Consider the following 21,242-nt stretch of genomic DNA (forward strand, 5'->3'; position numbering starts at 1 on the left):
CTGAATCCCCGGCCGGCAGCCGAACTTCGAAAGGTCCTCGATGCCCCCCGAGCCCCCGGACACCGACCCCGGCCGCCTGCTGGCCGAGCTGATCGCCATCGACTCCGTCAACCCGGACCTCGTCCCCGGCGGGGGCGGCGAGGCCGCCATCGCCGGCTTCTGCGGCGCATGGCTGGCCGCCCGCGGCTTCGAGGTCCACCGCCTGGAGAAGCGCCCCGGCCGGCCCTCGCTCGTCGCCGTCGCCCGCGGCACCGGCGGAGGTCGCTCCCTGATGCTGGGCGGCCACCTCGACACCGTCAGCCTCGCCGACTACGACGGCGACCCGCTCGACCCGTGCATCCGCGACGGCAGGATGTACGGCCGCGGCGCCTTCGACATGAAAGGCGGCATCGCGGCCATGATGGTCGCGGCCGCCCGCGCCACCGCCCACGGACCTCTGCGCGGCGATGTCATCCTCGCCTGCGTCGCCGACGAGGAGCACGCCAGCTCGGGCACCGAGGAGGTGCTGGAGTCCTTCACCGCCGACGCGGCCGTCGTCACCGAACCGAGCCACCTCGAAGTCACCCTCGCCCACAAGGGTTTCGCCTGGTTCGACGTCGAGATCGAAGGCCGCGCCGCGCACGGTTCACGCCCCGAACTCGGCATCGACGCCATCGCCAAGGCCGGCCACTTCCTGGTCGCCCTCGAAGAACTGGCACAGCGCCTCGCACAGGGCCCGGCACACCCCCTCCTGGGCACCGGCACCGTGCACGCCTCCGTCATCCGCGGCGGCGAGGAGCCCTCCACCTACCCGGCGCACTGCCGCATCACCCTGGAGCGCCGCACCGTCCCCGGCGAGAGCGCCGACAGCGTCGAGCGCGAACTGACCGCCGTCCTCGACCGCCTCGCCGCCACGGTCCCCGACTTCCGCTACCGCCTGGCCCGCGGCCTGCACCGCGAGCCCTTCGCGGCCGACCCCGAAGCCCTGATCGTGCGCACCCTCGCCCGCCACGCCGAGCAGACCCTCGGCCACCCGCCCGCGGTGCGCGCCGAAGCCTTCTGGACCGATTGCGCCCTCCTGGACCGCGCCGGCATCCCCTGCCTGCTCTTCGGCGTGGACGGGGCGGGCGCCCACGCGGCCACCGAGTACGTCGACCTCGCCTCGCTGGACCGCCTCACCGACATCCTCACCGCCACCATCGCGGACTTCTGCTCCTGAGCCCCGGTCAGTTGGTCTGTTCCGTCGGCCGTACGAGCAGCTCGTTGAGGGCGACATGGCGCGGGCGGGTCACCATGAACACGACGGTGGCCGCGATGTCGTCCGGCTGGAGCGGGCCGTATCCGGCGACGCTCGTCGCTTCGGGCGTGTAGGCGTGGCCGCTGGTCGTCAGCTCGGTGGCGACGATGCCGGGTTCCACCAGGCCGGCGCGCACATGCTGCTCGGCGAGTTCCTGCCGGAGGGCTTCGGAGAAGGCGCCGACGGCGTGCTTGGTGGCCGAGTAGACGTTGCTGTTCGCGCTCGGCACTCTGCGCCCGGCGACGGAGCTGATGGTCACGATGTCGGCGACACCACGCCCGTGGGTCGCGGCGGCACGGGTGAGGTGAGGCAGAGCGGCGTGGGTGGCGTTGAGCACTCCGTTGACGTTCAGCTCGACCGTGCTGTGCCAGTCGGCCAGTTCGGCGGTGACAGCGGGCCCCCAGGAGCCGCCCCCGGCGTTGTTGACCAGGATGTCGATGCCGCCGCAGTCGCGGGCCACGGCGTCGATCGTGTCGCGTACGGCGTCGGCATGCGTGACGTCGGCCTCGTACATCCGCGCCCGGCCGCCGTCGCGCGTGTTGATGGTGCCGGCGAGTTCGGCCAGCTTGTCGCGGCGCCGCGCGAGCAGGGCGACCGTGGCCCCTTCCTCGGCGAGTGCTCGCGCGACGGCGGCGCCGATGCCGCTGGAGGCGCCGGTGACGACGGCTGTGGTGTCTTTCAGCACGGCAGAGATCCCATCGTTCGTGCGTGCACACCGTCGCACGCGTCGGCTGCGTTACAGCATTGCCTTCTGCGGCTGCGTGGACACCACGATGACCGTGGTGGTGTCGGCGGACAGGGCCTCCGTGAGCTCGCGCTCCAGGTCCTCCGTGGTTCTGACATCGACCGCGCGGCAGCCGAAGCCCCGGGCCACGGTGGCGATGTCGAGACCGGGCAGGTCGAGGCCCGGAACGCCCGGTGTCTCCTCCAGCACCGCGAAGCTCTTGAGGATGGAGTACTCGCCGTTGCGCATGACCACATAGGCGATCGGCAGTTTGTGCTGAGCCGCGGTCCAGACGGCCTGTACGGAGTACTGGAACGAACCGTCGCCGATCAGGCCGAGGACGGGCCGTTCGACGCCCTTTTCCCGGTCGCCCAGGGCCACTCCCACCGCGGCCGGTGTGCCCCAGCCGATACCGCCGCTGGCCGTGGCGAAGAACGAGCCGGTCCTGACCGTCGGAAGCCACTCGACCTGTTGCGCCATGGTGGAGGTGGATTCGTTGACGATGACGGCGTCGGCCGGCCTGACCCTGCTGAGCGCGGCGTAGACCTCCGGCGGTGTGAGCGGGCTGTTGGGCGTCCGGCTGACCGGGCGCTCCCGTGACCGCTCCATCGGCGCCGGGGCGGTGCGTGCGGTGCCGTCGGCCACCATGTTCAGCAGCAGGCCGATCGCCGTATGCGTGTCGCCGAGGAGGCTGTCGCCCACCCGCGCCGCCGCGGCGACCTCGGGGTTCGCGGTGATCTGGAGCAGTTCGGTGCCTGCCGGGAGGTAGTCGCCGGGGACGTAGGGGTAGTACCGGAACGCCTCGGCGCCGATGACGACGACCAGGTCGTGCCCGGTCAGCCGGTCGCTGATGGTCTTCACGGACATCCCGAGCGGCCCGCGGAAGAGGGGATGGTCCTCGGGGAAGGAGGCACGGTCCAGCAGCGGGGCGCCGTAGACGGCCGCGCGCAGTTTCTCGGCCAGGGCGATCGCCGCGTCCCAGCCGCCGCCGCGGTCCACCTCCGGCCCGAAGACCAGCGCGGGGCGGCTGCTGGCGGAGATGCGGTCGGCGAACTGCCGCAGGCGGTCCGGGTCCGGGGCGACCCGGTTGCCGACCGTCCGGGCGCGGGTGTAGCCGGCCAGCGGCCGCTTCCAGTCGTCCAAGGGAATCGACAGGTAGACCGGCCCCGCGGGCGGCTGCAAGGCCATCGCGTAGGCCCGCATGAACGCCTCCGGGACATCCTCGGCGCGCGCGGGCTCGTACGACCACTTCACCCAGGGCTTCGGCATGGTGGTGGCCTCACGGTTGCCCAGGTACGGATCGCCGATCACCAGCTCCCGGTGCTGCTGTCCCGAGGTGACGATCAGGGGAGTGCTGCCGTGGTACGCCGCCACCAGATTCCCCACCGCGTTTCCCAGACCTGCCGAGGAGTGCACGTTGACCAGGGCCGGGCGCCCGGTGACCTGGGCGAAGCCGTCGGCCATCGCGATGACGGAGGCCTCCTGGAGCGCCAGTACGTAGGTGAAATCGTCGGGGAATTCCTGAAGAAAGGGCTGTTCGGTCGAACCGGGATTGCCGAAGACGGTGGTGAGCCCCAAGGAGCGCAGCAGATCGTAGGTCACGCTTCGGACGGTGCGTTGCGCAGTCATCGTGAGCCGCCACCTTTCGTACGAGCACGGTGGCTTTTCCTGGAGACGCGGCCATGTGTGCGCCGGTAGACACGACGCTACGGGGTGGACAGCGCGGCAGCCACTGGGCGCCCGGCAGGATCGCGCCGCCGACGTCACGCTGAAAGAGCGGCATGCCTCACCGATCCCTCACCCATGCCTCACCCATCCGAATCGAAAGGAGTGAGGAACTGATGGCCGACATCACCGACCTCCGGTCCTATATTTCCGCGCTCGACGCGCTGGGAGATGTTCAGCGCATCTCCCGCGTGATCGATCCGAACCTGGAAGCGGCGGCCGTCACGCGACGCTCCACCGAGAACGGCCGGCCCGCCCCGTTCTTCGAGCACCTCGACGGAGTCGGAGAGGGATTCCGCATGATCGGAGCCCCCGGCGCGCTCTCGAGCGTTCCCGGGCATCCGCTGGCGCGGATCTCCCTCTCCCTCGGCCTGCCGTATACGACGACCCCTGCCGAGCTGGTCGAATGTCTCAGGGAGGCAGGCGCCAGGCAACTGCTCCCGCCGCGGCGTGTGGCAGCCGACTCGGTGCCCTGCAAGGAGAACATCCTGCTGGGTGACGAGGCTCGTCTCGGCCGATTTCCGATCCCGTTCGTTCACCAGAACGACGGCGGCCCCTACGTCAACACGTGGGGTGTGGTCGTCGCGAGGACACCCGACGGCCGTTGGACGAACTGGTCCATTTCTCGCATCATGATGATCGACGACCGGCACATGACCGGACTGGTGCTGCCGAGTCAGCACCTCGGCATGATCTGGCGCGAGTGGGAGGCCCTGGGTGAGCCGATGCCCTACGCCCTCGTCCAGGGTGGCGACCCGGGTGTTTCCGTCGTCGGCGGAATGACCGTCCCGACCGAGGTCGACGAGGGCGCGTATCTCGGAGCGGTGCTGGGCAGGCCCGTCGACGTGGTGAGGTGCGAGACGAACGACCTGGACGTGCCGGCCTCCGCCGAGGTCGTCATCGAGGGGCATCTGTCCGCAACGCGTGATGCCGTGGAAGGCCCGTTCGCCGAGTTCCACGGCTGGGCGCTGCCCGAGACGTCGCCACAGCCGCTGTTCGGCATCGAAGCGATCACGTACCGAGGGAACCCCATCTGGCCGCTGGCCGCCGCCGGACGGCCTGTCGACGACTCGCATGTCGCACCGGCCGCCGGTATCTCGGCAGAGGCTGTCGCGGTCTTGCGGAAGGCGGGACTGCCCATCACGACTGCCTGGCTGCCGCTCGGCGCCGCCTGCTTCTGGACGGTGATCACGGTCCCGCAGAACTGGCGCGATGTGCTGCCGGGGATGGACAGCGCGCGATTCGTGCACCGCATCGGTGAGGTACTGAACGGCACCCGCGTCGGCCGGCTCTCCCCGGTCGTCTACGTACTCGACGACGATGTGGATCCGTCGAATGACGCGGATCTCCTGTGGGCGCTGGCCACCCGGGTGCATCCGTCACTCCGCCAGGAGCAGTGGCACGGGCCGATCATGCCGTGGTACCCGTGCTTCCTCGAGGAGGAACTCCACAACGGCTGGGGTGCCGTCGTCGTGCACGACGCGCTGCTCCCGGCGGTGGGAAGCGGACGCGTCCCGCCCGCGACCTTCGACGGCGTCTACCCGGCGGATGTGCGCGCCAAGGTCCTCGCCGCTGAGTCGGAGTCTCAGTCCGAGTCCGAGTCCGAGGCGGCAGGCGGACGCCGCCCGGGTGAATGACGGGGTTTCGGCGATCACACGGCGAGGTACCGATCAGCGTGCGTCTCGGACCGCAACGGACAGCGGTCCTCAACCACGGGGATGAGCCAGGAAAGGGACACTCGTGACCCAGCAGAATGTGACAGTTGCTGTCACAGGAGCGGGCGGCACCGGTGTGGCCAAGTGCCTGCTCGCCGCGCTTCAGCGGGACGACCGGGTCGGCCATATCAACCTTCTGGTGTCGGCCAATGGGCGCAAACTGGTGGCCTTCGAATTCCGCACCGGCGAGGATCCGGACTCGGTGGTCGAGGCTTTGGACGCGACATCACCGAAAGTACGCTTCCTGGACCCGGCCGATATGTCCGGACCGGTGACCAGCGGCAGCTACCCGACCGACGCAATGATCATTATGCCGTGTGCGGCCGGCGTCATCGGACGCATCGCTCACGGCCATACGGAGAGCCTCGTCGAGCGAGCCGCGGATGTGATGTTGAAGCAACGGCGGAAACTCGTCCTCTGCCTCCGGGAAGCGCCGCTGAATCTCATCCATCTGCGCAACATGGTCGCCGTCACCGAGGCGGGAGCCACCGTGTACCCCATGATCCCCACGTACTACAACGTGCCGGAGACACTCGCGGAGCTGCGGGAGGAGTTCGTCGAACGCGTCTTGCAGTTCCTGGGCCTGGCCGGCACGGATCGCTACCAGTGGGACGGCAGCGACACCACGGCGCGACGCGAGCACACGCAAGCCCGGTAAATCGAGGGCAACCACAGCCGTTCCCGCTTTGCGAGCAGCTCCGAAGGGGTTGATGCTGAGGGAGAGGCATGCCGACCGATCGTATGGACCGAGCGCGGGGGCCGCGGAGCGTGGCGCGACCGTGGCCCGAGCAAGGAGCGGGTTCCAGATGAGGCTTGTCGTCGATCTCAACCGGTGCCAGGGATTCGCGCAGTGCGTGTTTCTCGCCCCGGACGTGTTCACCCTGCATGGCGAAGAGGCGCTGATGTTCTCCCCCCTGTTCGACGAGGCGCGGCGTGAGCAGGTGGAACAGGCCGTGGCGGCCTGTCCGGTCCAGGCCATCCTCGTCGACTACTCCGACGAGCCGACGCAGGGGGTGGAGCCCGGTGTCGGCTGACAGCGATGTCGAGGCCCTTCGGCGAAAGGGGCGCATCGTCGTCGTCGGTGCCTCGCTGGCCGGCCTGCGCGCGGCGGAGACCCTGCGCGACATGGGATTCACCGGCTCGCTGACCATGGTCGGCGACGAGCCCTATGAGCCGTACGACCGGCCGCCGCTGTCCAAGCAGGTGCTGCTGGGGCGGGCGCGGGCCGAGGACACCGCGCTGCCGCGACGGCGCGACATCGACGCCGAGTGGCGTCTGGGCGTCGCCGCCGAGAGCCTGGACCGGGAAGCCAAGCAGGTGCGTCTGGCGAACGGCGACACCGTGGCCTACGACCGCCTGCTGATCACCACCGGGACCAGGGCCCGGCCCTGGTTCCACCCGGAACAGGCGGCGCTGGACGGGGTGTTCGTGCTGCGTACCCGGCACGACGCCGCCCGGCTGTACCGGAAGCTGGGCGCCCGCCCGTCCCGGGTGCTGGTGATCGGCGCCGGTTTCACCGGCTCCGAGGTCGCCTCCGCCTGCCGGGAGCGGGGCCTTGCGGTCACGGTCGCCGAACGCGGCCCGGCGCCGCTGGTGGGCGCGCTCGGCGGGGTGGTCGGCGATGTGGCGGCCCGGCTACAGCGCGATCACGGGGTGGACCTGCGCTGCGGCACCAGCGTCACCGCGCTGGAGGGCGACCAGGCCGGACGGCTCAGGCGCGCCCATCTGTCCGACGGTTCGGCGATCGACGTGGGCGTGGCGTTGGCTGCGCTCGGCGCCGTCCGGAACACCGAATGGCTCGCCGGCTCCGGGCTGGCCGCCGGTCCCAGGGGGATCGCCTGCGACGCCGGATGCCGGGTGTTCGACGTCAACGGCATCGTCACCGACGACATCTACGCCGCCGGCGATGTGGCACGCAGCCCCCACCCGCTGTTCGACTACCAGTTCCTGGCGCTGGAGCACTGGGGCAACGCGGTCGAACAGGCCGAGATCGCCGCCCACAACATGGTCTGCGCGGGGCCCGACCGCAGTCCGCATCTGTGGCTGCCGACCTTCTGGTCCACCCAGTTCGGCGTCAACATCAAGTCCGTAGGCGTCCCCACGATGGGCGACCAACTGGTCATCGCCCAGGGGACACTCGCCGAGCAGGGGTTCGTCGCGGTGTACGGCTACCGCGGCCGCGTCATCGCCGCGGCTTTCTTCGACCGTGCAAAGTGGCTGGGGTTCTACCGGGAGCAGATCGAGGCCAACGCGTCGTTCCCGCCGGAGTACCGCATGGCCGACCGCCGAACCGAAACGCTGGAGCCGGTCGATCCCGCCTTCCCCGACCCCCACCTCCCCACCCACCAGCCCACCGTCACGCTGACGGGTCACTCACCGAGCGAGCGACGTGTCCGGTTCGTCCCGTCGCGTGCCTGACCAGCGGCCCCGAACACCCGGAGCCCCCAGGAGACACCATGACGCTCGGCACCATCTCCGCGCAGATCACCGACTACGCGAACCGAGCCGATCCCTATCCCCTCTTCGCGGAACTGCGCAAGCAGCCGGTCACGCGGGAGGACGACGGCACTTACCTGGTCAGCACCTACTACGAGGTGAAGAGCCTGGCCAACGACCCACGGCTCAGCAACGACACAAGCAACCGCTCACCCGGTTACGCCCGCTTCGGGAAAACGGAGGAGGACACCGGCCTGCCGCCGAGCTTCATCTTCACCGACCCGCCCGAACACGACCGGCTGCGCAACACGGCGAATCGCCCCTTCGGACCCCCGCACAGCCCCAGGTTCCTCCACGACCTGCGCGGAGACCTGGCCAAGGTGGTCACCGAACTGCTCGACGCCTTCGAAGGCAAGGACCAGGTCGACATCGTCGACGACTTCGCCTACCCCCTTCCCGTCACCGCCATCTGCCGCGTCCTCGGCGTGCCGCGCGAGGACGAACCGCGCTTCCACGGCTGGGCCGACGCCCTGGCGTCCGGAGTCGACCCCCACCCCGGCGGAAGCGGCCAGGAACAGGCGGACACGGCACGCCAGGCGATGGGCGCCTACCTGTCCGACCTGATCGACGCCTCACGCCGCCATCCCCGCCCGGGGATCCTCAGCGCCCTCGCCCCCGAGACCGGCCCCGGCGGCAGCATGACACCGGCGGATCTGGTGGCCACGGCGGTGCTGCTCCTGGTCGCCGGCCACGAAACCACCGTCAACCTGATCACCAACACCACGCTCACCCTGCTGCGCCACCCCGACATCCTCCGGCGGTTCCGACACGAGCCGGACCTGGCCACCCCCCTCATCGAGGAAGTGCTGCGCTACGAGCCCCCGGTGCAGTTCGTCCCGTGGACCACCGCCCTGGCCGACATCGACGTCGCCGACACCACCATCCCCAAGGGCTCCCCGGTCTGGCTCATGCTGGCCGCGGCCAACCGCGACCCGAGGCGCTTCGAGGACCCCGACCGGTTCATGCCGGAACGCCAGGACAACCAGCACCTCGGCTTCTACACCGGCATCCACTACTGCTTCGGCGCCCCGCTCGCCCGCATAGAGGCGCACCTCGCCCTGCCCGAACTGTTCCGCCGGGTCGAGGACTTCCGGCTGCTGGAGGACCCGCCGCCGTACCGCGCCAACGCCGTGCTGCGCGGCCCCCGCCACCTGCCCGTGGCGATCAGCCTGCCGTGAGCACCATCCGGAAGCGGGCCTTGCCGGCGAGCATCTTCTGGTAGGCCTCGTCGGCGTGGTCCAGCGGCACGGTCTCCGTCATCGGGCGGATGCCGTGCAGGGCGCTGAACGCCATGGTGTCCTCCACGTCCCGCGAGGTGCCGGACGGGTGGCCCCGGACGACGCGGGCGTGCATGAGCAGCTGGGCCGGGGTGATGGCCATCGGTGCGGCGTCCGCTCCGATCACCACCAGCTCCCCGCGGTGGGCCAGGCCGTCCACGGTGGCCGTGATGGCCTCGGAGCTTCCGGCGGTGGCCAGGACGGCCTTGGCGCCGCCGAGGGACTGGAGCGCCTCGGCGACCGGGGTGCCGGAGGTGCTGTCGATGTAGTGGTGGGCGCCCAACCGCTTGGCGAAGTCGGCCTTCTCGGCGCCGCGGGCGATCCCCACGGTCTCGAAGCCCATCGCCACCGCGTACCGCACCCCCAGGTGCCCGAGGCCGCCGAGGCCGAGCACGGCGACCAGATCGCCCGGCCGGGCGGAGCTGCGCCGCAGCCCGTTGTACGTGGTCACGCCCGCGCAGGCCATCGGCCCCGCGTCGCTCGCCGACAGTCCGTCGGGGATCCGGGCCAGGGCGTCGGCGGGGGCGATGACCTGCTCGCCGAAGCCTCCGTCGTACGCCCATCCCGGGACCTTCAGGTTCTGGCACACGATGAAGTCGCCCTCGCGGCAGGGTCGGCAGTAGCCGCAGCTGCCGCCGAACCAGCCGACCGCGACCCGGTCACCGACCTGCCATCCACGGTCTTGAACGCCTTCGCCCAGCTCCTCGATGTGCCCGGCGATCTCGTGTCCGGGAACCTCGGGGAACGACACGCCCGGTAGTGCGCCGTTCACGAAGAGCGCGTCACTGTGGCAGATCCCGCACGCTTCCACGGCGATCCTCACCTGGCCCGGTCCTGGCCGCGGCACCTCGCGCTCGGCCGACTCGAACCTACCGCCCGGGGCGGTGACCTGTGCGACTCGATAGCGACTCATGGTTCCTCCGGAGAACAGGTACGAAGGCCCCTCAACCAGCAGATCAGCTCCGGGCCGATCGCGCGCGCCGAGGGCCCGGCCCCGGGGCCACGCGTCCGCTCACCACCGCTCCGCGGTGAGAAATCCGGAGACCAGGGCGCCAGCCGCCGACCGGCACTCCTCGAAGTAGGCGTGTCGGGCGCCGGGGAAGACATGCGTCGTCGCGTGGGGGATGCGGGCTGCGAGCAGGGGGATGTTGTCCGGCGGGGTGAGCCGGTCCTGGTCGCCGTGCAGGAGGAGGGTGGGGGCGCCGATGCGCGGGAGGGCGTCCCAGGCGTCGTGCTCGTTGCTGGCCCGCAGGTGGCCTCGCCGGGCGTGTGCGGGCATGTCCGGATCGCCGAGGGTCGAGTACGGGCCGGGGTGGGTGGCCAGCCAGGCGGGGGAGTACATGAGATCCAGCAGGGCCTCGCGCGCGGCGCCCGGATCCGCCTGGGCGAGGGCGCGCCGCACCGAGGCGTCGCGCTCGACGGCGTGCGGGCCGCCGGGTGAGGTGCAGCCGAGGACGAGGCGCCGGACCCGCTCCGGGTGGCGGGCGGCGACCCATTGGGCGACCCGGCCGCCCATGGACGTCCCGTAGACATCGGCGCGCTCGACGCCCAACTGGTCCAGGACTGTGATCACGTCCTCGGCGAACTGCGGTGTGGAGTAGCCGTCCTGGGGTTTGCCGCTTGCGCCGGTACCCCGGTAGTCGACGGTGATCGTGTGGTGCGTGGCGTGGAAGTCCTCGCGTATGCCGTCCCACCAGTGGTGGTTGTTGGCCTGTCCGGCCAGGAGCACGAGCGGATGCCCGGATCCCTGGAGCTGATAGGCCAGGGCCGTGCCGTCCTGGGCGCGGGTGGTGCCGTGGATGTGTTGTGCGCCGTCTGTCATGCCATTCCCTGCGAAGCTGTTGCGGTCGGGCCCTGATCTCACCGGTGGCCATTCTCGGCGGACAGCGGCGCCGGGGCGTGACGGGGGTCGCATTGGACACCATGCATGCGCCTGTACCATTATGTGCATATGAATGCACGCATGCATCAATCAGCTCGCTGGGCCGGCGGATGCCGGTGAATGACGGGCCGGCGACCCCGACCAGGTCGCATACGCATCCCAGCGGCGCGGCGCAGTTCTCCGCGGCCGCCCATGTCTTCTCGCTGCTCTCCGACCCGACCCGGCTGCATCTGGTGTGGTCCCTCGCCCGGGGCGAGGCCGATGTCAACACCCTCACCGAGGCCAGCGGGGCGGCCCGCCCCGCGGTGAGCCAGCACCTGGCCAAGCTGCGGCTGGCCGGGCTGGTCCAGGTGCGCAAGGAGGGCCGCCGCTCGGTGTACTCGCTCCACGACGGCCACCTGCGCCGGCTGGTCGTCGAGGCCGTCAACCACGCCGATCACATGGTCACCGGGGCTCCGCCGCACGACTGAGACGGTAGACGGTCATGCGCCACGGCGTACGGCGACGACCTTGGGCTCGGTCATGGCCTCCACGGCATACCGCACCCCCTCACGGCCGACGCCCGACCGTTTGGGCCCGCCGAAGGGCATCGCGTCGATCCGGAAGTCGCTGCTGTCGTTGATCATCACCGCGCCGACCCGGAGCCGTTCCGCGATGTCCAAGGCGGTGTCCAGCGAGGTGGTGAAGACGCCCGCCTGAAGGCCGTAGCGGGTGTCGTTGGCGCGGGCGACGGCCTCGTCCACCGTGGCGACCGGCTCGACCACCAGCACCGGGCCGAAGATCTCCTCGGTCATCACCTTCGCGTCCGCCGGGACGTCCGTGAGCACGGTCGGCCGGTAAAAAGTGCCGTCCCGGCGGCCTCCGGCGCGCACCACGGCGCCGCCCTCGCGCGCCTCCCGCACCCACTCCTCGACCCGGCGCGCCTCGCGCTCGCTGATGAGCGGACCGATGTCCGTACGGAGATCGGCCTTGCTGCCGACCCGCAGCTTCTCGGTGGCCGAGAGCACGTCCCGGAGCAAGGGCGCGAAGACGCGCGCGGCGACGAAGACCCGCTGCACCGATAGGCAGTTCTGCCCCGCCACGCCGAAGGCCCCCGCCACCACGGCCTGTGCGGCCGCCCGGGTGTCCGCGTCGTCGAGGACGAGGACGGCGTTGTTCCCGCCCAGCTCCATGAGGGTCTTCTTGGCTCCGGCGGCGCCGGCCACCGCGTTTCCGGTCCGGTGGCCGCCGGTGAAGGACACCAGGTCCACCAGCGGGTGGCTGACCAGGGCGTGGCCCGCACCGCCGCCGGTGCCCGGGACGACGGCGATCCGCCCGGCGGGCACCCCGGCGTCCAGCAGGATCTCGGTGAACGCCAGCGCGGTGAGCGGTGTGGCCTCGGCCGGCTTGAGGACCACGCCGTTCCCGCCGGCCAGGGCCGGACCCACCTTGTGCGCGACCAGGTTGAGCGGGTCGTTGAAGGGGGTGATGGCGGCGACCACCCCGACCGGTTCCCGGGTGTACCAGCCCAGCCGGCCCTCGCCGCGGGAGGTGTCGGAGAACGGCAGGGTCTCACCGGTGAGGCGGTGGGTCTGCTGGGCCGAGAGCCGCAGGGTCTCCGCGGCGCGGGACACCTCGCCGTTCGCCTCCCGCAGCGTTTTGCAGCCCTCCCGGGAGATCACTTCGGCCAGCCGTTCGCGGTGGCGCAGGACCAGCCCGGCGGCCTCCTCCAGCGCCTCGCGCCGCCTCCAGGCGGGCCAGCTCGCCCCGGAGGCGACGGCGGCGGCCACGCCGGTGACGGCCTCGTCGACCTCGGCGGGGCTGGTGTCCGTGACATGGCCGAGCAGGCGGCCGTCCTCCGGATCGTGCACAGGCATCGTGGACGCGCCGTCCACCCATCTCCCGGACCACAGCGCCCCGGCGGGCGGCCGCCAGGTCAGCGGGGTGGCGGGCGCGGTCTCGACAGTGGTCATCGGCTCGCTCTCTTCGTTCGGGCGGCGCGTCACGCGCTCGGGTAGTGGCAGGAGACGAGGCGGCCCGTGGGGCCCGCGCCCAGCGTGGGGGCCTGGGTGCGGCACCGCTCGCCGACCAGGGGGCAGCGGGGGTGGAAGCGGCACCCGGAGGGCGGGCTCACCGGGCTGGGCGGCTCACCGCGCAGCGCGCCGAACTCGCCCTCCCCGGCGGACGCCTCCGGCAGCGAGGCGTCCAGCAGCGCTCGGGTGTAGGGGTGGGCGGGGCGTTCGAACAGCTCCTCCCGGGAGGCCACTTCGACGATCTCGCCGAGATACATGACCGCCACCCGGTCGCAGATGTGCCGTACGACGCGCAGGTCGTGGGAGATCATCAGCAGGGTCAGGTCCAGCTCGTCCTTCAGCTCGACGAGGAGGTTGAGGATCTGGGCGCGGACCGAGGCGTCGAGCGCGGAGGTCGGCTCGTCACAGATCAGCAGGCGTGGGCGGAGCAGCAGGGCGCGGGCCACCACGAGCCGCTGGAGCTGGCCGCCGGAGCATTCGCCCGGGCGCCGGCCGAGGAACGACGCGTCGAGCCCCACCTGGCCGAGGACCTGGAGAATGCGCTGATGGCGCTCCTCCCGGGTACCCAGGCCGTGCTGGGCGAGCGGGGCCTCGAGGCTGGTGCCCAGTCGCATCCGCGGGTCCAGCGCGGCGAACGGGTCCTGGAAGACCAGTTGCATCGAGCGGCGCATGGCCTTGCGGCCGCGGCCCCTGGTCCGGGCGACATGGACGCCGTCGAAGAACACGCGCCCGGAGTCGACCGGGGTCAGCCCGAGCATGGCCCTGGCCAGGGTGGACTTGCCGCAGCCCGACTCACCCACAAGACCCAGGACCTCTCCGGGGGCGATGGTGAACGACACATGGTCGACCGAGTGGACATAGCTCTTGCCGCCGAACGCGCGGCCCTTCACCGGGAAGTGTTTGACCAGGTCCTCCACGACGACGAGCGGCTCTCCCGCCGCGGGGCCGGGGGCGCGGTCCGCTTCCACGAGCGCGGTCATACGGCCACCGCCTCGCCGACGGGCTCGCCGCCGGGCTGGGACGCCCAGCAGCGGCAGCGGTGCGCACCACCGTGGGTGTGCAGCGGCGGCTCGGCGCCCGAACACCGGCCGGTGATGCCCAGGTCCTGGGAGAGCGGACATCGGGGCTGGAACCGGCATCCGCGGTCCAGGCCGCGGGACTGGGTCGCGCTGCCCGGGATGGAGAAGAGCCTGCCCTCCTCGGACTGGAGCAGCGACGCCTTCAGCAGGGCGCGGGTGTAGGGGTGTTCGGGGGCGTCGAAGACCTCGCGCACCGATCCCTCCTCCACCACCCGCCCCGCGTACATGACGGCCACCCGGTCGGCGATCGAGGTGACGATGGTGAGGTCGTGCGTGATGAGCAGCACGGCCATGCCGGACTCGCGCTGCTTGCGGCGGAGCAGCCGCAGGATCTGGGCCTGGACGGTGGCGTCGAGCGCGGTCGTCGGCTCGTCGGCGATCATCATGGTGGGGTCGGCGGCGAGGGCCGCCGCGATCATCACCCGCTGCGCCATGCCGCCGGAGAGCTGGTGTGCGTACGAGGCGGCTCTGCGCTCGGGTTCCGGGATGCCGACGTCGCGCAGGAGTTCCACGACGCGCGCCCTCGCCTGGCGGCGGCTGAGCCCTCGGTGCAGCCGCAGCGGCTCGGCGACCTGGCTCCCCACCGTGCAGGTCGGGTCGAGCATGACCTTGGGCTGCTGGAAGAGCATGGCCAGCCGATGACCGCGGATGCGGTTCATCCGCTTCGGCGGAAGGGCGGTCAGGTTCTCCTCGCCGAGGGTGATCCGGCCACCGGTGACCCGGGCGCCGGGCGGCAGCAGCCCGATGGCGCTCAGCGCCGTCATGGTCTTGCCGGAGCCCGACTCGCCGACCAGCGCGACGATCTCGCCGCGCCGGACGGTCAGGTCGAGGCCGTCGACCGCGGGGGTGGCGGAGGCGTGACCGGGCTCCGAGAACTCCACCCGCAGGTCCCGGATCTCGAGCGCGGAGTCGCCGGTGGTCACGGGGGCCGGCGGGGGACGGTGAGGCAGGCGCATGGTCCGGGTTCCCTTCAGCGTCGGACCGCGCGAAGGCGGTTCCGCACGGTCACGGTGGCTTCTTCGAAGTGCTGGGCGAGGGTGGCCAGCGCGGCGTCGACGTCGTCGCCCGCGATCAGCCGCGCCAGTTCCCGGTGTTCGTCGACGAGGTCGAGCCGCGCGGGGTCGGCGTCGGCTTGCAGGTTCAGGCACAGCCGGGTCTCGGCGATCACGGTGCCGAACATGCGGGTCAGCCGGGGGCTGCCGGCCGCCTCGATCACCAGGGAGTGGAACCGCACATCGAGGTCGGCCACCTTCGACCAGTCACCGGTGCGCGTGGCACGGGCGAGTTCGTCCACCGTCTCGCCGAGGGCCGACAGCAGTCCGGGCGGTCTGGGCGAGGTGATGACCCGGCGGAAGGCGGCGGCCTCGAGCGCTTCCCTGGCGTAGTAGATGTCGAGGACGTCGGCCTCGCCGAGCAGCGGCACGAACACCCCGCGATGGGGCTGGCTCAGCAACAGTCCCTCGTGGACGAGGCGGGCGAGGGCCTCGCGCACCGGGCCGCGGCTGACCCCCAGGGATTCGGCGAGTTCGGCCTCGCCCAGCTGGGAGCCGGGCGGGAAGGTGCCGGTGAGCAGCCGGGACCGGATCTGCTCCACGACCTGTGTGGTGAGCGTGGTACGGCGGACCGGGGAAGCCGACGGCACCGCCGGCGGCGTGATGTCACGTGGCATCCGTCCTCCTCTTGCGTTTCAGCTCCATGCCGTGGCCGATCAGGGTGACGCTCAGCGCCGTCACGAAGATCGCGGCGCCGGGCGCGATCACCAGCAGGGGGAGGCGCTCCATGTACGGCTGGGCGTCCAGCAGCATGGCGCCCCAGTCGGAGTCGGGGGGCTGCACGCCCAGCCCCAGGTAGGACAGCCCGCCGACGGTGATGAGCTTGTGGCCGAACCGCAGAAAGCCCAGGGAGAGCACGGGCCGCAGCGCGTTGGGGATGACATGGCGGAAGACGATGAAGGCCTTGGAACAGCCGAGCGCCTCGGCGGCCTCGATGTACTCCCGGCTGCTGATCTCCAGGGCGAGGCCCCGCATCAGCCGGGCGAAGGGGGTCCAGCCGACGAGGGTCAGGGCCGCGACGAGCATGCCGTAGCCGGTGCCGAAGGCCGCGATCAGGAACAGGGCGACGATCACGTCGGGAATCGAGATCAGCAGGTCGGTCGTGCGCATGACGACCTCGTCCACCACCCCGCCGCGCCGCGCGCTGAAGGCTCCGATCACCGTGCCGATCACGGCGGAGAGCAGCAGCGTGACCGCCGCGATGGAGACCGAGAAGCGGCCGCCGTACATCAGCCTGCTGAGGATGTCCCGGCCCAACTGGTCGGTGCCGAGCAGATGGTGGGCGTCGGGCCCGGCCAGCCGCCGGCCGAGGTCCTGGTGTGCCGGGTCGTACGGCGCGATCCACGGGGTGAGCAGCAGGACGATCAGCACCAGGGCCAGCGCCACGGCGCCGAGGCGCAGCGTCCAGTGCCGGCCGGTGACCGCGCGCAGACCGGTGACGGTCCGGCGGGCGAGGCGCCGGGGGGTGGTGGCGGGCACCGGATCGTGGGAAAGCGAGCTAGACAGCGCCATCGTGCACCCTCACGGCCGGGTTGATCAGTGCGTACAGAAGGTCGGTCGCGGTGGTGATCAGGACCGCCAGCGCCACGGTGCACAGGATTCCGCCCTGGATCAGCGGGACATCGTGGTTGACCACGGCGTTGTAGACGAGCCGGCCCATTCCGGGGATGGCGAAGATGACCTCCACGACCACCGACCCGCCGAGCAGCCCCGCGAACCACAGGGAGAACAGCGTCATCACGGGCAGCAGGGCATTGCGCAGCCCGTGCCGCAGCAGGGCCTGGCCTCCGCTCAGTCCCCGGCTGCGGGCGGCGGTCATATAGGGCGATGCCAGCACATCGCTCATCGCCGCTCTGGTGACCTGCGTGAAGTAGGCCATGGGCCGCAGCGCGAGGGTGAGGGCGGGCAGGATGATGGACGTCGGGTCGCGCCATCCGGCCGAGGGCAGCCAGCCGAGGTAGCGGGAGAAGACCAGCACCAGGATGGGGGCCAGCCAGTATTCGGGGACGGCGACGAAGCTCTGCGTCACCAGGGTCACTCCGTTGTCGACCCGTTTCCCCGGCCGCATCGCGGCGAGCGTGCCCAGCGGCAGGGCCGCGAGGAAGGCCAGCCCGATGGCGATGACGGCCAGGGTGCCGGACACGCCGATGGCGGTGGACAGCAGTTGGTCGACCGGGGTGCGGCTCGTGAAGGACAGGCCGAAGTCCCCACGTACCGCATGGCCGAGCCAGTTCAGATACTGGACGAGGATCGGCCGGTCGAGCCCGAGCTCGGAGCGCAGGGCCGCGATCGCCGAGGGGTCGAGGGCCTGGTCGGAGACTCTGGACCGCAGGATCGTCCGGACGGGATCGCCGCCCGAGGCGTACGGGATGGCGAAGGTGGCCGCTGATACGGCGAGCAGGGTGATCAGCAGCACCAGAAGCCGCCGCACGGCGAATCTGACCATCGTTCACTCCTCCTTTCCGGGCTCTTCCGGCAGGTGGGCGGTGGGTTACCTGATGATGTCGAGGGCCCGGTAGTAGGCCCCGGCGAACGGCAGGAACCAGGGGGGACCGAAGTGTCCGGGGACCCGCGGGAACTTCATGCCGCGCCAGATGTTCGCCTCGGGCCGGCCGTCCATGACATCGGCCATCTGCCGGCCCATGTGGGTGGCCATCTGGACCCCGTGGCCCGAGTAGCCGAGGGAGTAGTAGAGACCGTCCCGCTCGCCGGAGTGGACCATCTGGTCGAGGCTGATGTCGACGAGACCGCCCCACAGGTAGTCGATGCGCACGCCGTCGAGCTGCGGGAACACCGAGAGCATCCCCTTGCGCAGAATCTGTCCGCTCTTCCGGTCGGACTGGGGATTGGACATGGCGAACCGCGCCCGCCCGCCGAACAGCAGCCGGTTGTCGGGGGTGATGCGGAAGTAGTACAGGATGTTCTTGGAGTCGGAGGCCATCCGGCGGGTGGGCATGAGCTCGTCGACCACCTCCTGCCGAAGCGGTTCGGTGACGATGATGAAGCTGCCGACGGGGATGATCCGGTTGCGCAGCCAGCGGAACGGGGAGCCGGTGTAGCCGCTCGTGGCGACCAGCACCTGATCGGCGCGGAGGGTGCCGATGGGGGTGGTCACATCGTGCGTGGTGCCGCTGACCCGGCGGACCCTGGTGACCGGGGCCTTCTCCAGGATCCGCACCCCCTGGGCGGCGGCGGCCTCGGCCAGACCGCGGACGAACTTGCCCACGTGCAGGCCCGCGCCCTGAGGATCCGCCATCGCGCCGTGGTAGTGGTCGGATCCGATCTCGGACCTGATGTCCTTCCTGGGGACCAGCTGTGTGGGGTAGCCGATCAGGTCGGCGAGTGCCTCATGGGTGCGGGCCAGCCGCTCGTAGTGCGCGGGCTTGGCGGCCAGGTTGAGTTTTCCGGTGCGGGCGAAGTCGCAGTCGATGTCCTCCTCCACCACCAGCTTCTCGACGGTGTCGATGGCCTCGTTGTAGGCCAGGTAGGCGGCCTTGGCGGTGGGGAGGCCGTAGCGCTCCACGGCGGTGAGGAAGCCGATGGCCAGCCCCGTGGTGCACATACCGCCGTTGCGTCCCGACGCTCCCCAGCCCACGCTCTCCTGCTCGAGCACGGTGACCTGGGCGCCCTTGCGGGCCAGATGAAGCGCGGCGGACAGCCCGGTCAGCCCGGCGCCCACGATCGCCACATCGGTGCGGCCACCGATCTCCACCGCGCTGCGGTCGGGGCCGGCCGGGGACGTGTCCAGCCAGTACGGGACGGTCTTCACGGCACTCACAGCCCGAGCAGCGCGGGCAGTTCGGACAGGGCCGACACCTCGTGGTAGCCGTAGTACGGCACGCTGGGCTCATAGCGCCGGTTGACGTACACCTTGTTGGCGATCCGCAGATCGTGGGCCGGGATGAGGTCGTAGCGCAGGCTCGAGGAGACGTGCAGGATCTCATCGGGGGCGCAGCCCAACTGCTCCAGCATGTACTCGAACGCCTGGAAGCGCGGCTTGTACGCACGGGCCTGCTCGGCCGTGTACACGGCGTGGAACGGGGCGCCCAGCTTCTCGACGTTGCCGCCGATCTGGTCGTTCGCGGCGTTGGAGAGGATGACCAGCGGATAGCTCTCGGCGAGGGTGCGCAGCGCGTCCGGCACATCGGGGTGCGGACCCCAGGTGGGCACGGCGGCGACGATGGCCGCGCCGTCCGTGTCGCGGTATTCGATGTTCCACAGGGCGCAGGCCCGCTGAAGCGCGTGCCTGATGACGTCGGGGTAGAGCTGGTAGGCGCCCAGCACCTCGTCGATCCGGAACGCCTCGAAGTCGTCGAGGAAGTCCTCCATCCGCTCGGCCGCGACGCGGTCGGCGAACAGCTCACGGGTGAGGGCGGACATCCCGAAGGCGGTGAGGGTGCCGTAGCAGTCGAACGTGATGTACTTGGGCCGGAAGTCGATCACAGCGTGCTCCTTTGGGTGGTGCGGCGTCACTTGGTGCCGAGGGAGAGGTTCGCGGTGAGGGTGTAGTACGGGTGGACGGCGAAGCCCTTGAGGCCGGAGGCGACGGCGACGGACTCGGTCTCGTGGACGAGGAAGACGTCCACGGCGCGGGACTGGAGCTCCGCGGCGACCTTGGCGTAGTCGGCGTAGCGGGCTTCGGGGTCCTTCGCGGAAGCGGCCTTCTTGATGAGGGCGTCGGTCTTCGGGTCGCAGTAGTGCGAGAGGTTGTAGCTGCCCTTGCAGGTGTAGTCCGCGGTCAGGTAGCCCAGCGGGTCGGGCATGTCGCCGAGGTGGTTGCGGGAGAGCAGGGCGGCCTGGAAGTCGCCGGAGAGCAGGTCGGGTTCCACGGAGGCGTAGTCGGCGGTGCGGATGCTCGCCTTCACGCCGATGGCCTTGAGCTCCTGCTGGATGATGGCGGCGAGATCGGAGAAGCCCGATCCCTCGTTGTAGGCGATCAGGGACACTTTGATCGACTCGGGCTTCACCCCGGCCTCGGAGAGCAGGGCCCTGGCCTTGGCCGGGTCGGCCTTCACCGGGGCGGCCCCGTCGGGTGTCCAGGGTTCTCCGGGGCCGAACGGGCCGACGGCCTGCCGCCCCGCCCCCTGGTAGACGGCGTCGGTGATCGCCTTGGTGTCGATCGCCGCCTGGAACGCCTGCCGCACCTTCTCATTGTCGAAGGGGGCTTTCTTGTTGTTGAGGACGAGTTCCGTGGTTCGGGGAAGCTGTTCGGTCAGCACCTCGACGGAGGAGTTCCCCTTGAGGTCCTGGACGCTCGGGACGGGGAGCTTTCTGGATATCTGGGCTTCCCCGGTCTGGATCTGGGTGGCCCGTTTGGCGCCGTCCGCGATGAACCGTACCTCGGCGGAGGCCAGTTTCACCGGGCCGTTCCAGTACTTCGGATTGCGCTTGAGCTGGATTGCCTGTTGGGGGATTTCCTTGGTGATACGGAACGGGCCGGTGCACGTTCCTTCGGGATCGGTCGACGATCCGGTGTACGCCTTCGGGGCGAGTATTCCGGTGTTGGGGGCGGCGAGCCGGAAGGGCAGCAGGGCGTCGGGGGCGGGGGTGGTGATCCGCACGGTCGAGCCGTCCACCGCCGTGACGCCGGCGATCGTGTCGGGCGAGAAGCCGGGGGCCGGAGTCTTCGCGGCGAGCGCGTGTTTCAGGGCTCCGGCCACCGCCTTGGCGTCGAGAGGGGAGCCGTCCTGGAACGTCACTCCCGAGCGGAGGGTGAAGTCCCAGGTGGTCGGGCGGGTCTGCTTCCACGAGGCGGCGAGCATCGGCTTGATCCCGCCGCCCGTCTGGTACTTCACCAGGGTCTCCAGGCAGCCCGCCTTGCTGAGGACGAAGGAGTCGTCGGTCTCCAGGGCCCAGTTGGCGGCCGGCGCGAACGGTTCGTCGACCACGATGGACCGAGCGCCTTTGGCGTCACTGCCGCTGGAGGTCTGGCCGCCCATTCCGCAGGACGTGAGCGTCAGGGTCGTTGCTGTCAGTACAAGGGCCAAGCGCGGTTTGTTCATGG

Annotated in this window: 20 protein-coding genes; 7 read left to right on the plus strand and 13 right to left on the minus strand. The window is 70.8% G+C overall.

The window, feature by feature from the left end; genetic code table 11:
• Positions 1-40: 40 nt before the first annotated feature.
• The gene (locus ACH4S9_RS26830; protein WP_385340148.1) at positions 41-1,198 is read left to right on the plus strand and encodes an ArgE/DapE family deacylase; all 1,158 of its coding nucleotides are present in this window, start codon (positions 41-43) and stop codon (positions 1,196-1,198) included.
• Between the two features lie 7 nt (positions 1,199-1,205).
• On the opposite strand, the gene ACH4S9_RS26835 is transcribed toward ACH4S9_RS26830, so the two are convergent.
• Both ACH4S9_RS26835 and mdlC read right to left on the minus strand, forming a co-directional pair.
• Complete coding sequence (locus tag ACH4S9_RS26835) at positions 1,206-1,961, minus strand: SDR family oxidoreductase (RefSeq protein WP_398374117.1); 756 nt, start codon at positions 1,959-1,961, stop codon at positions 1,206-1,208.
• Positions 1,962-2,012: 51 nt separating this feature from the next.
• Positions 2,013-3,602, minus strand: a complete 1,590-nt coding sequence (gene mdlC / locus ACH4S9_RS26840; RefSeq protein WP_398374118.1) for a benzoylformate decarboxylase — start codon at positions 3,600-3,602, stop codon at positions 2,013-2,015.
• Positions 3,603-3,841: 239 nt separating this feature from the next.
• On the opposite strand from mdlC, the gene ACH4S9_RS26845 reads away from it, so the two are divergent.
• From ACH4S9_RS26845 to ACH4S9_RS26865, 5 genes are all read left to right on the plus strand, one after another.
• Positions 3,842-5,362, plus strand: a complete 1,521-nt coding sequence (locus ACH4S9_RS26845) for a UbiD family decarboxylase (protein WP_398374119.1) — start codon at positions 3,842-3,844, stop codon at positions 5,360-5,362.
• Positions 5,363-5,465: 103 nt separating this feature from the next.
• Positions 5,466-6,098, plus strand: a complete 633-nt coding sequence (locus tag ACH4S9_RS26850; RefSeq protein WP_311722004.1) for a UbiX family flavin prenyltransferase — start codon at positions 5,466-5,468, stop codon at positions 6,096-6,098.
• A gap of 148 nt (positions 6,099-6,246) precedes the next feature.
• Positions 6,247-6,474 (plus strand): ferredoxin, encoded by a 228-nt coding sequence (locus tag ACH4S9_RS26855; RefSeq protein WP_358843688.1) that lies wholly within the window; start codon positions 6,247-6,249, stop codon positions 6,472-6,474.
• Positions 6,464-7,858 carry an NAD(P)/FAD-dependent oxidoreductase gene (locus ACH4S9_RS26860; RefSeq protein WP_398374120.1) on the plus strand — a complete coding sequence of 465 codons (1,395 nt, stop codon included), beginning with the start codon at positions 6,464-6,466 and terminating at the stop codon, positions 7,856-7,858. The genes ACH4S9_RS26855 and ACH4S9_RS26860 overlap by 11 nt, the downstream gene beginning before the upstream one ends.
• Before the next feature lie 38 nt (positions 7,859-7,896).
• Entirely contained in the window at positions 7,897-9,114 is a 1,218-nt protein-coding gene (locus tag ACH4S9_RS26865) for a cytochrome P450 (RefSeq protein WP_311722008.1), read from the plus strand.
• On the opposite strand, the gene ACH4S9_RS26870 is transcribed toward ACH4S9_RS26865, so the two are convergent.
• Together ACH4S9_RS26870 and ACH4S9_RS26875 are read right to left on the minus strand one after the other, a co-directional pair.
• A complete protein-coding gene (locus ACH4S9_RS26870; RefSeq protein ID WP_398374121.1) occupies positions 9,101-10,126 on the minus strand; it encodes an alcohol dehydrogenase in 1,026 nt (341 codons plus the stop codon). The genes ACH4S9_RS26865 and ACH4S9_RS26870 overlap by 14 nt on opposite strands.
• Positions 10,127-10,225: 99 nt before the next feature.
• Positions 10,226-11,035: an alpha/beta fold hydrolase gene (locus ACH4S9_RS26875; protein WP_311722010.1), complete on the minus strand. Its 810-nt coding sequence runs from the start codon at positions 11,033-11,035 to the stop codon at positions 10,226-10,228.
• Between the two features lie 170 nt (positions 11,036-11,205).
• On the opposite strand from ACH4S9_RS26875, the gene ACH4S9_RS26880 reads away from it, so the two are divergent.
• A complete protein-coding gene (locus ACH4S9_RS26880; protein ID WP_311722011.1) occupies positions 11,206-11,565 on the plus strand; it encodes a metalloregulator ArsR/SmtB family transcription factor in 360 nt (119 codons plus the stop codon).
• Between the two features lie 12 nt (positions 11,566-11,577).
• On the opposite strand, the gene ACH4S9_RS26885 is transcribed toward ACH4S9_RS26880, so the two are convergent.
• Genes ACH4S9_RS26885 through ACH4S9_RS26925 form a run of 9 tightly spaced genes read right to left on the minus strand, consistent with a single transcriptional unit; the run spans position 11,578 to position 21,126 of the window.
• Complete coding sequence (locus ACH4S9_RS26885; RefSeq protein ID WP_398374122.1) at positions 11,578-13,047, minus strand: aldehyde dehydrogenase family protein; 1,470 nt, start codon at positions 13,045-13,047, stop codon at positions 11,578-11,580.
• 29 nt (positions 13,048-13,076) lie between these two features.
• Complete coding sequence (locus tag ACH4S9_RS26890; RefSeq protein ID WP_311722013.1) at positions 13,077-14,087, minus strand: oligopeptide/dipeptide ABC transporter ATP-binding protein; 1,011 nt, start codon at positions 14,085-14,087, stop codon at positions 13,077-13,079.
• A complete protein-coding gene (locus ACH4S9_RS26895; RefSeq protein ID WP_398374123.1) occupies positions 14,084-15,142 on the minus strand; it encodes an ABC transporter ATP-binding protein in 1,059 nt (352 codons plus the stop codon). Before ACH4S9_RS26895 ends, ACH4S9_RS26890 begins: the two co-directional genes overlap by 4 nt.
• A 14-nt stretch (positions 15,143-15,156) precedes the next feature.
• Positions 15,157-15,855 carry a GntR family transcriptional regulator gene (locus ACH4S9_RS26900; RefSeq protein ID WP_398374124.1) on the minus strand — a complete coding sequence of 233 codons (699 nt, stop codon included), beginning with the start codon at positions 15,853-15,855 and terminating at the stop codon, positions 15,157-15,159.
• Complete coding sequence (locus tag ACH4S9_RS26905; protein WP_398374125.1) at positions 15,845-16,750, minus strand: ABC transporter permease; 906 nt, start codon at positions 16,748-16,750, stop codon at positions 15,845-15,847. Before ACH4S9_RS26905 ends, ACH4S9_RS26900 begins: the two co-directional genes overlap by 11 nt.
• Positions 16,737-17,684, minus strand: coding sequence for an ABC transporter permease (locus tag ACH4S9_RS26910; RefSeq protein ID WP_311722017.1), 948 nt, complete (start codon positions 17,682-17,684; stop codon positions 16,737-16,739). Before ACH4S9_RS26910 ends, ACH4S9_RS26905 begins: the two co-directional genes overlap by 14 nt.
• Before the next feature lie 45 nt (positions 17,685-17,729).
• Entirely contained in the window at positions 17,730-19,016 is a 1,287-nt protein-coding gene (locus ACH4S9_RS26915; protein ID WP_398374126.1) for an NAD(P)/FAD-dependent oxidoreductase, read from the minus strand.
• Positions 19,013-19,681, minus strand: coding sequence for a haloacid dehalogenase type II (locus tag ACH4S9_RS26920; protein WP_311722020.1), 669 nt, complete (start codon positions 19,679-19,681; stop codon positions 19,013-19,015). Before ACH4S9_RS26920 ends, ACH4S9_RS26915 begins: the two co-directional genes overlap by 4 nt.
• A 26-nt stretch (positions 19,682-19,707) precedes the next feature.
• The gene (locus tag ACH4S9_RS26925; protein ID WP_311722021.1) at positions 19,708-21,126 is read right to left on the minus strand and encodes an ABC transporter substrate-binding protein; all 1,419 of its coding nucleotides are present in this window, start codon (positions 21,124-21,126) and stop codon (positions 19,708-19,710) included.
• Between the last annotated feature and the right edge of the window lie 116 nt (positions 21,127-21,242).

Source organism: Streptomyces sp. NPDC021225 (assembly GCF_044332865.1).
Taxonomy (GTDB): Bacteria; Actinomycetota; Actinomycetes; order Streptomycetales; family Streptomycetaceae; genus Streptomyces.

Bases quoted from the DNA above. Each gene is read 5' to 3' on its own strand.
- ACH4S9_RS26830 (WP_385340148.1), top strand. From the start codon at position 41: ATGCCCCCCGAGCCCCCGGACACCGACCCCGGCCGCCTGCTGGCCGAG.
- ACH4S9_RS26845 (WP_398374119.1), top strand. From the start codon at position 3,842: ATGGCCGACATCACCGACCTCCGGTCCTATATTTCCGCGCTCGACGCG.
- ACH4S9_RS26855 (WP_358843688.1), top strand. From the start codon at position 6,247: ATGAGGCTTGTCGTCGATCTCAACCGGTGCCAGGGATTCGCGCAGTGC.
- ACH4S9_RS26865 (WP_311722008.1), top strand. From the start codon at position 7,897: ATGACGCTCGGCACCATCTCCGCGCAGATCACCGACTACGCGAACCGA.
- ACH4S9_RS26870 (WP_398374121.1), bottom strand. From the start codon at position 10,126: ATGAGTCGCTATCGAGTCGCACAGGTCACCGCCCCGGGCGGTAGGTTC.
- ACH4S9_RS26875 (WP_311722010.1), bottom strand. From the start codon at position 11,035: ATGACAGACGGCGCACAACACATCCACGGCACCACCCGCGCCCAGGAC.
- ACH4S9_RS26880 (WP_311722011.1), top strand. From the start codon at position 11,206: ATGCCGGTGAATGACGGGCCGGCGACCCCGACCAGGTCGCATACGCAT.
- ACH4S9_RS26885 (WP_398374122.1), bottom strand. From the start codon at position 13,047: ATGACCACTGTCGAGACCGCGCCCGCCACCCCGCTGACCTGGCGGCCG.
- ACH4S9_RS26890 (WP_311722013.1), bottom strand. From the start codon at position 14,087: ATGACCGCGCTCGTGGAAGCGGACCGCGCCCCCGGCCCCGCGGCGGGA.
- ACH4S9_RS26895 (WP_398374123.1), bottom strand. From the start codon at position 15,142: ATGCGCCTGCCTCACCGTCCCCCGCCGGCCCCCGTGACCACCGGCGAC.
- ACH4S9_RS26900 (WP_398374124.1), bottom strand. From the start codon at position 15,855: ATGCCACGTGACATCACGCCGCCGGCGGTGCCGTCGGCTTCCCCGGTC.
- ACH4S9_RS26905 (WP_398374125.1), bottom strand. From the start codon at position 16,750: ATGGCGCTGTCTAGCTCGCTTTCCCACGATCCGGTGCCCGCCACCACC.
- ACH4S9_RS26910 (WP_311722017.1), bottom strand. From the start codon at position 17,684: ATGGTCAGATTCGCCGTGCGGCGGCTTCTGGTGCTGCTGATCACCCTG.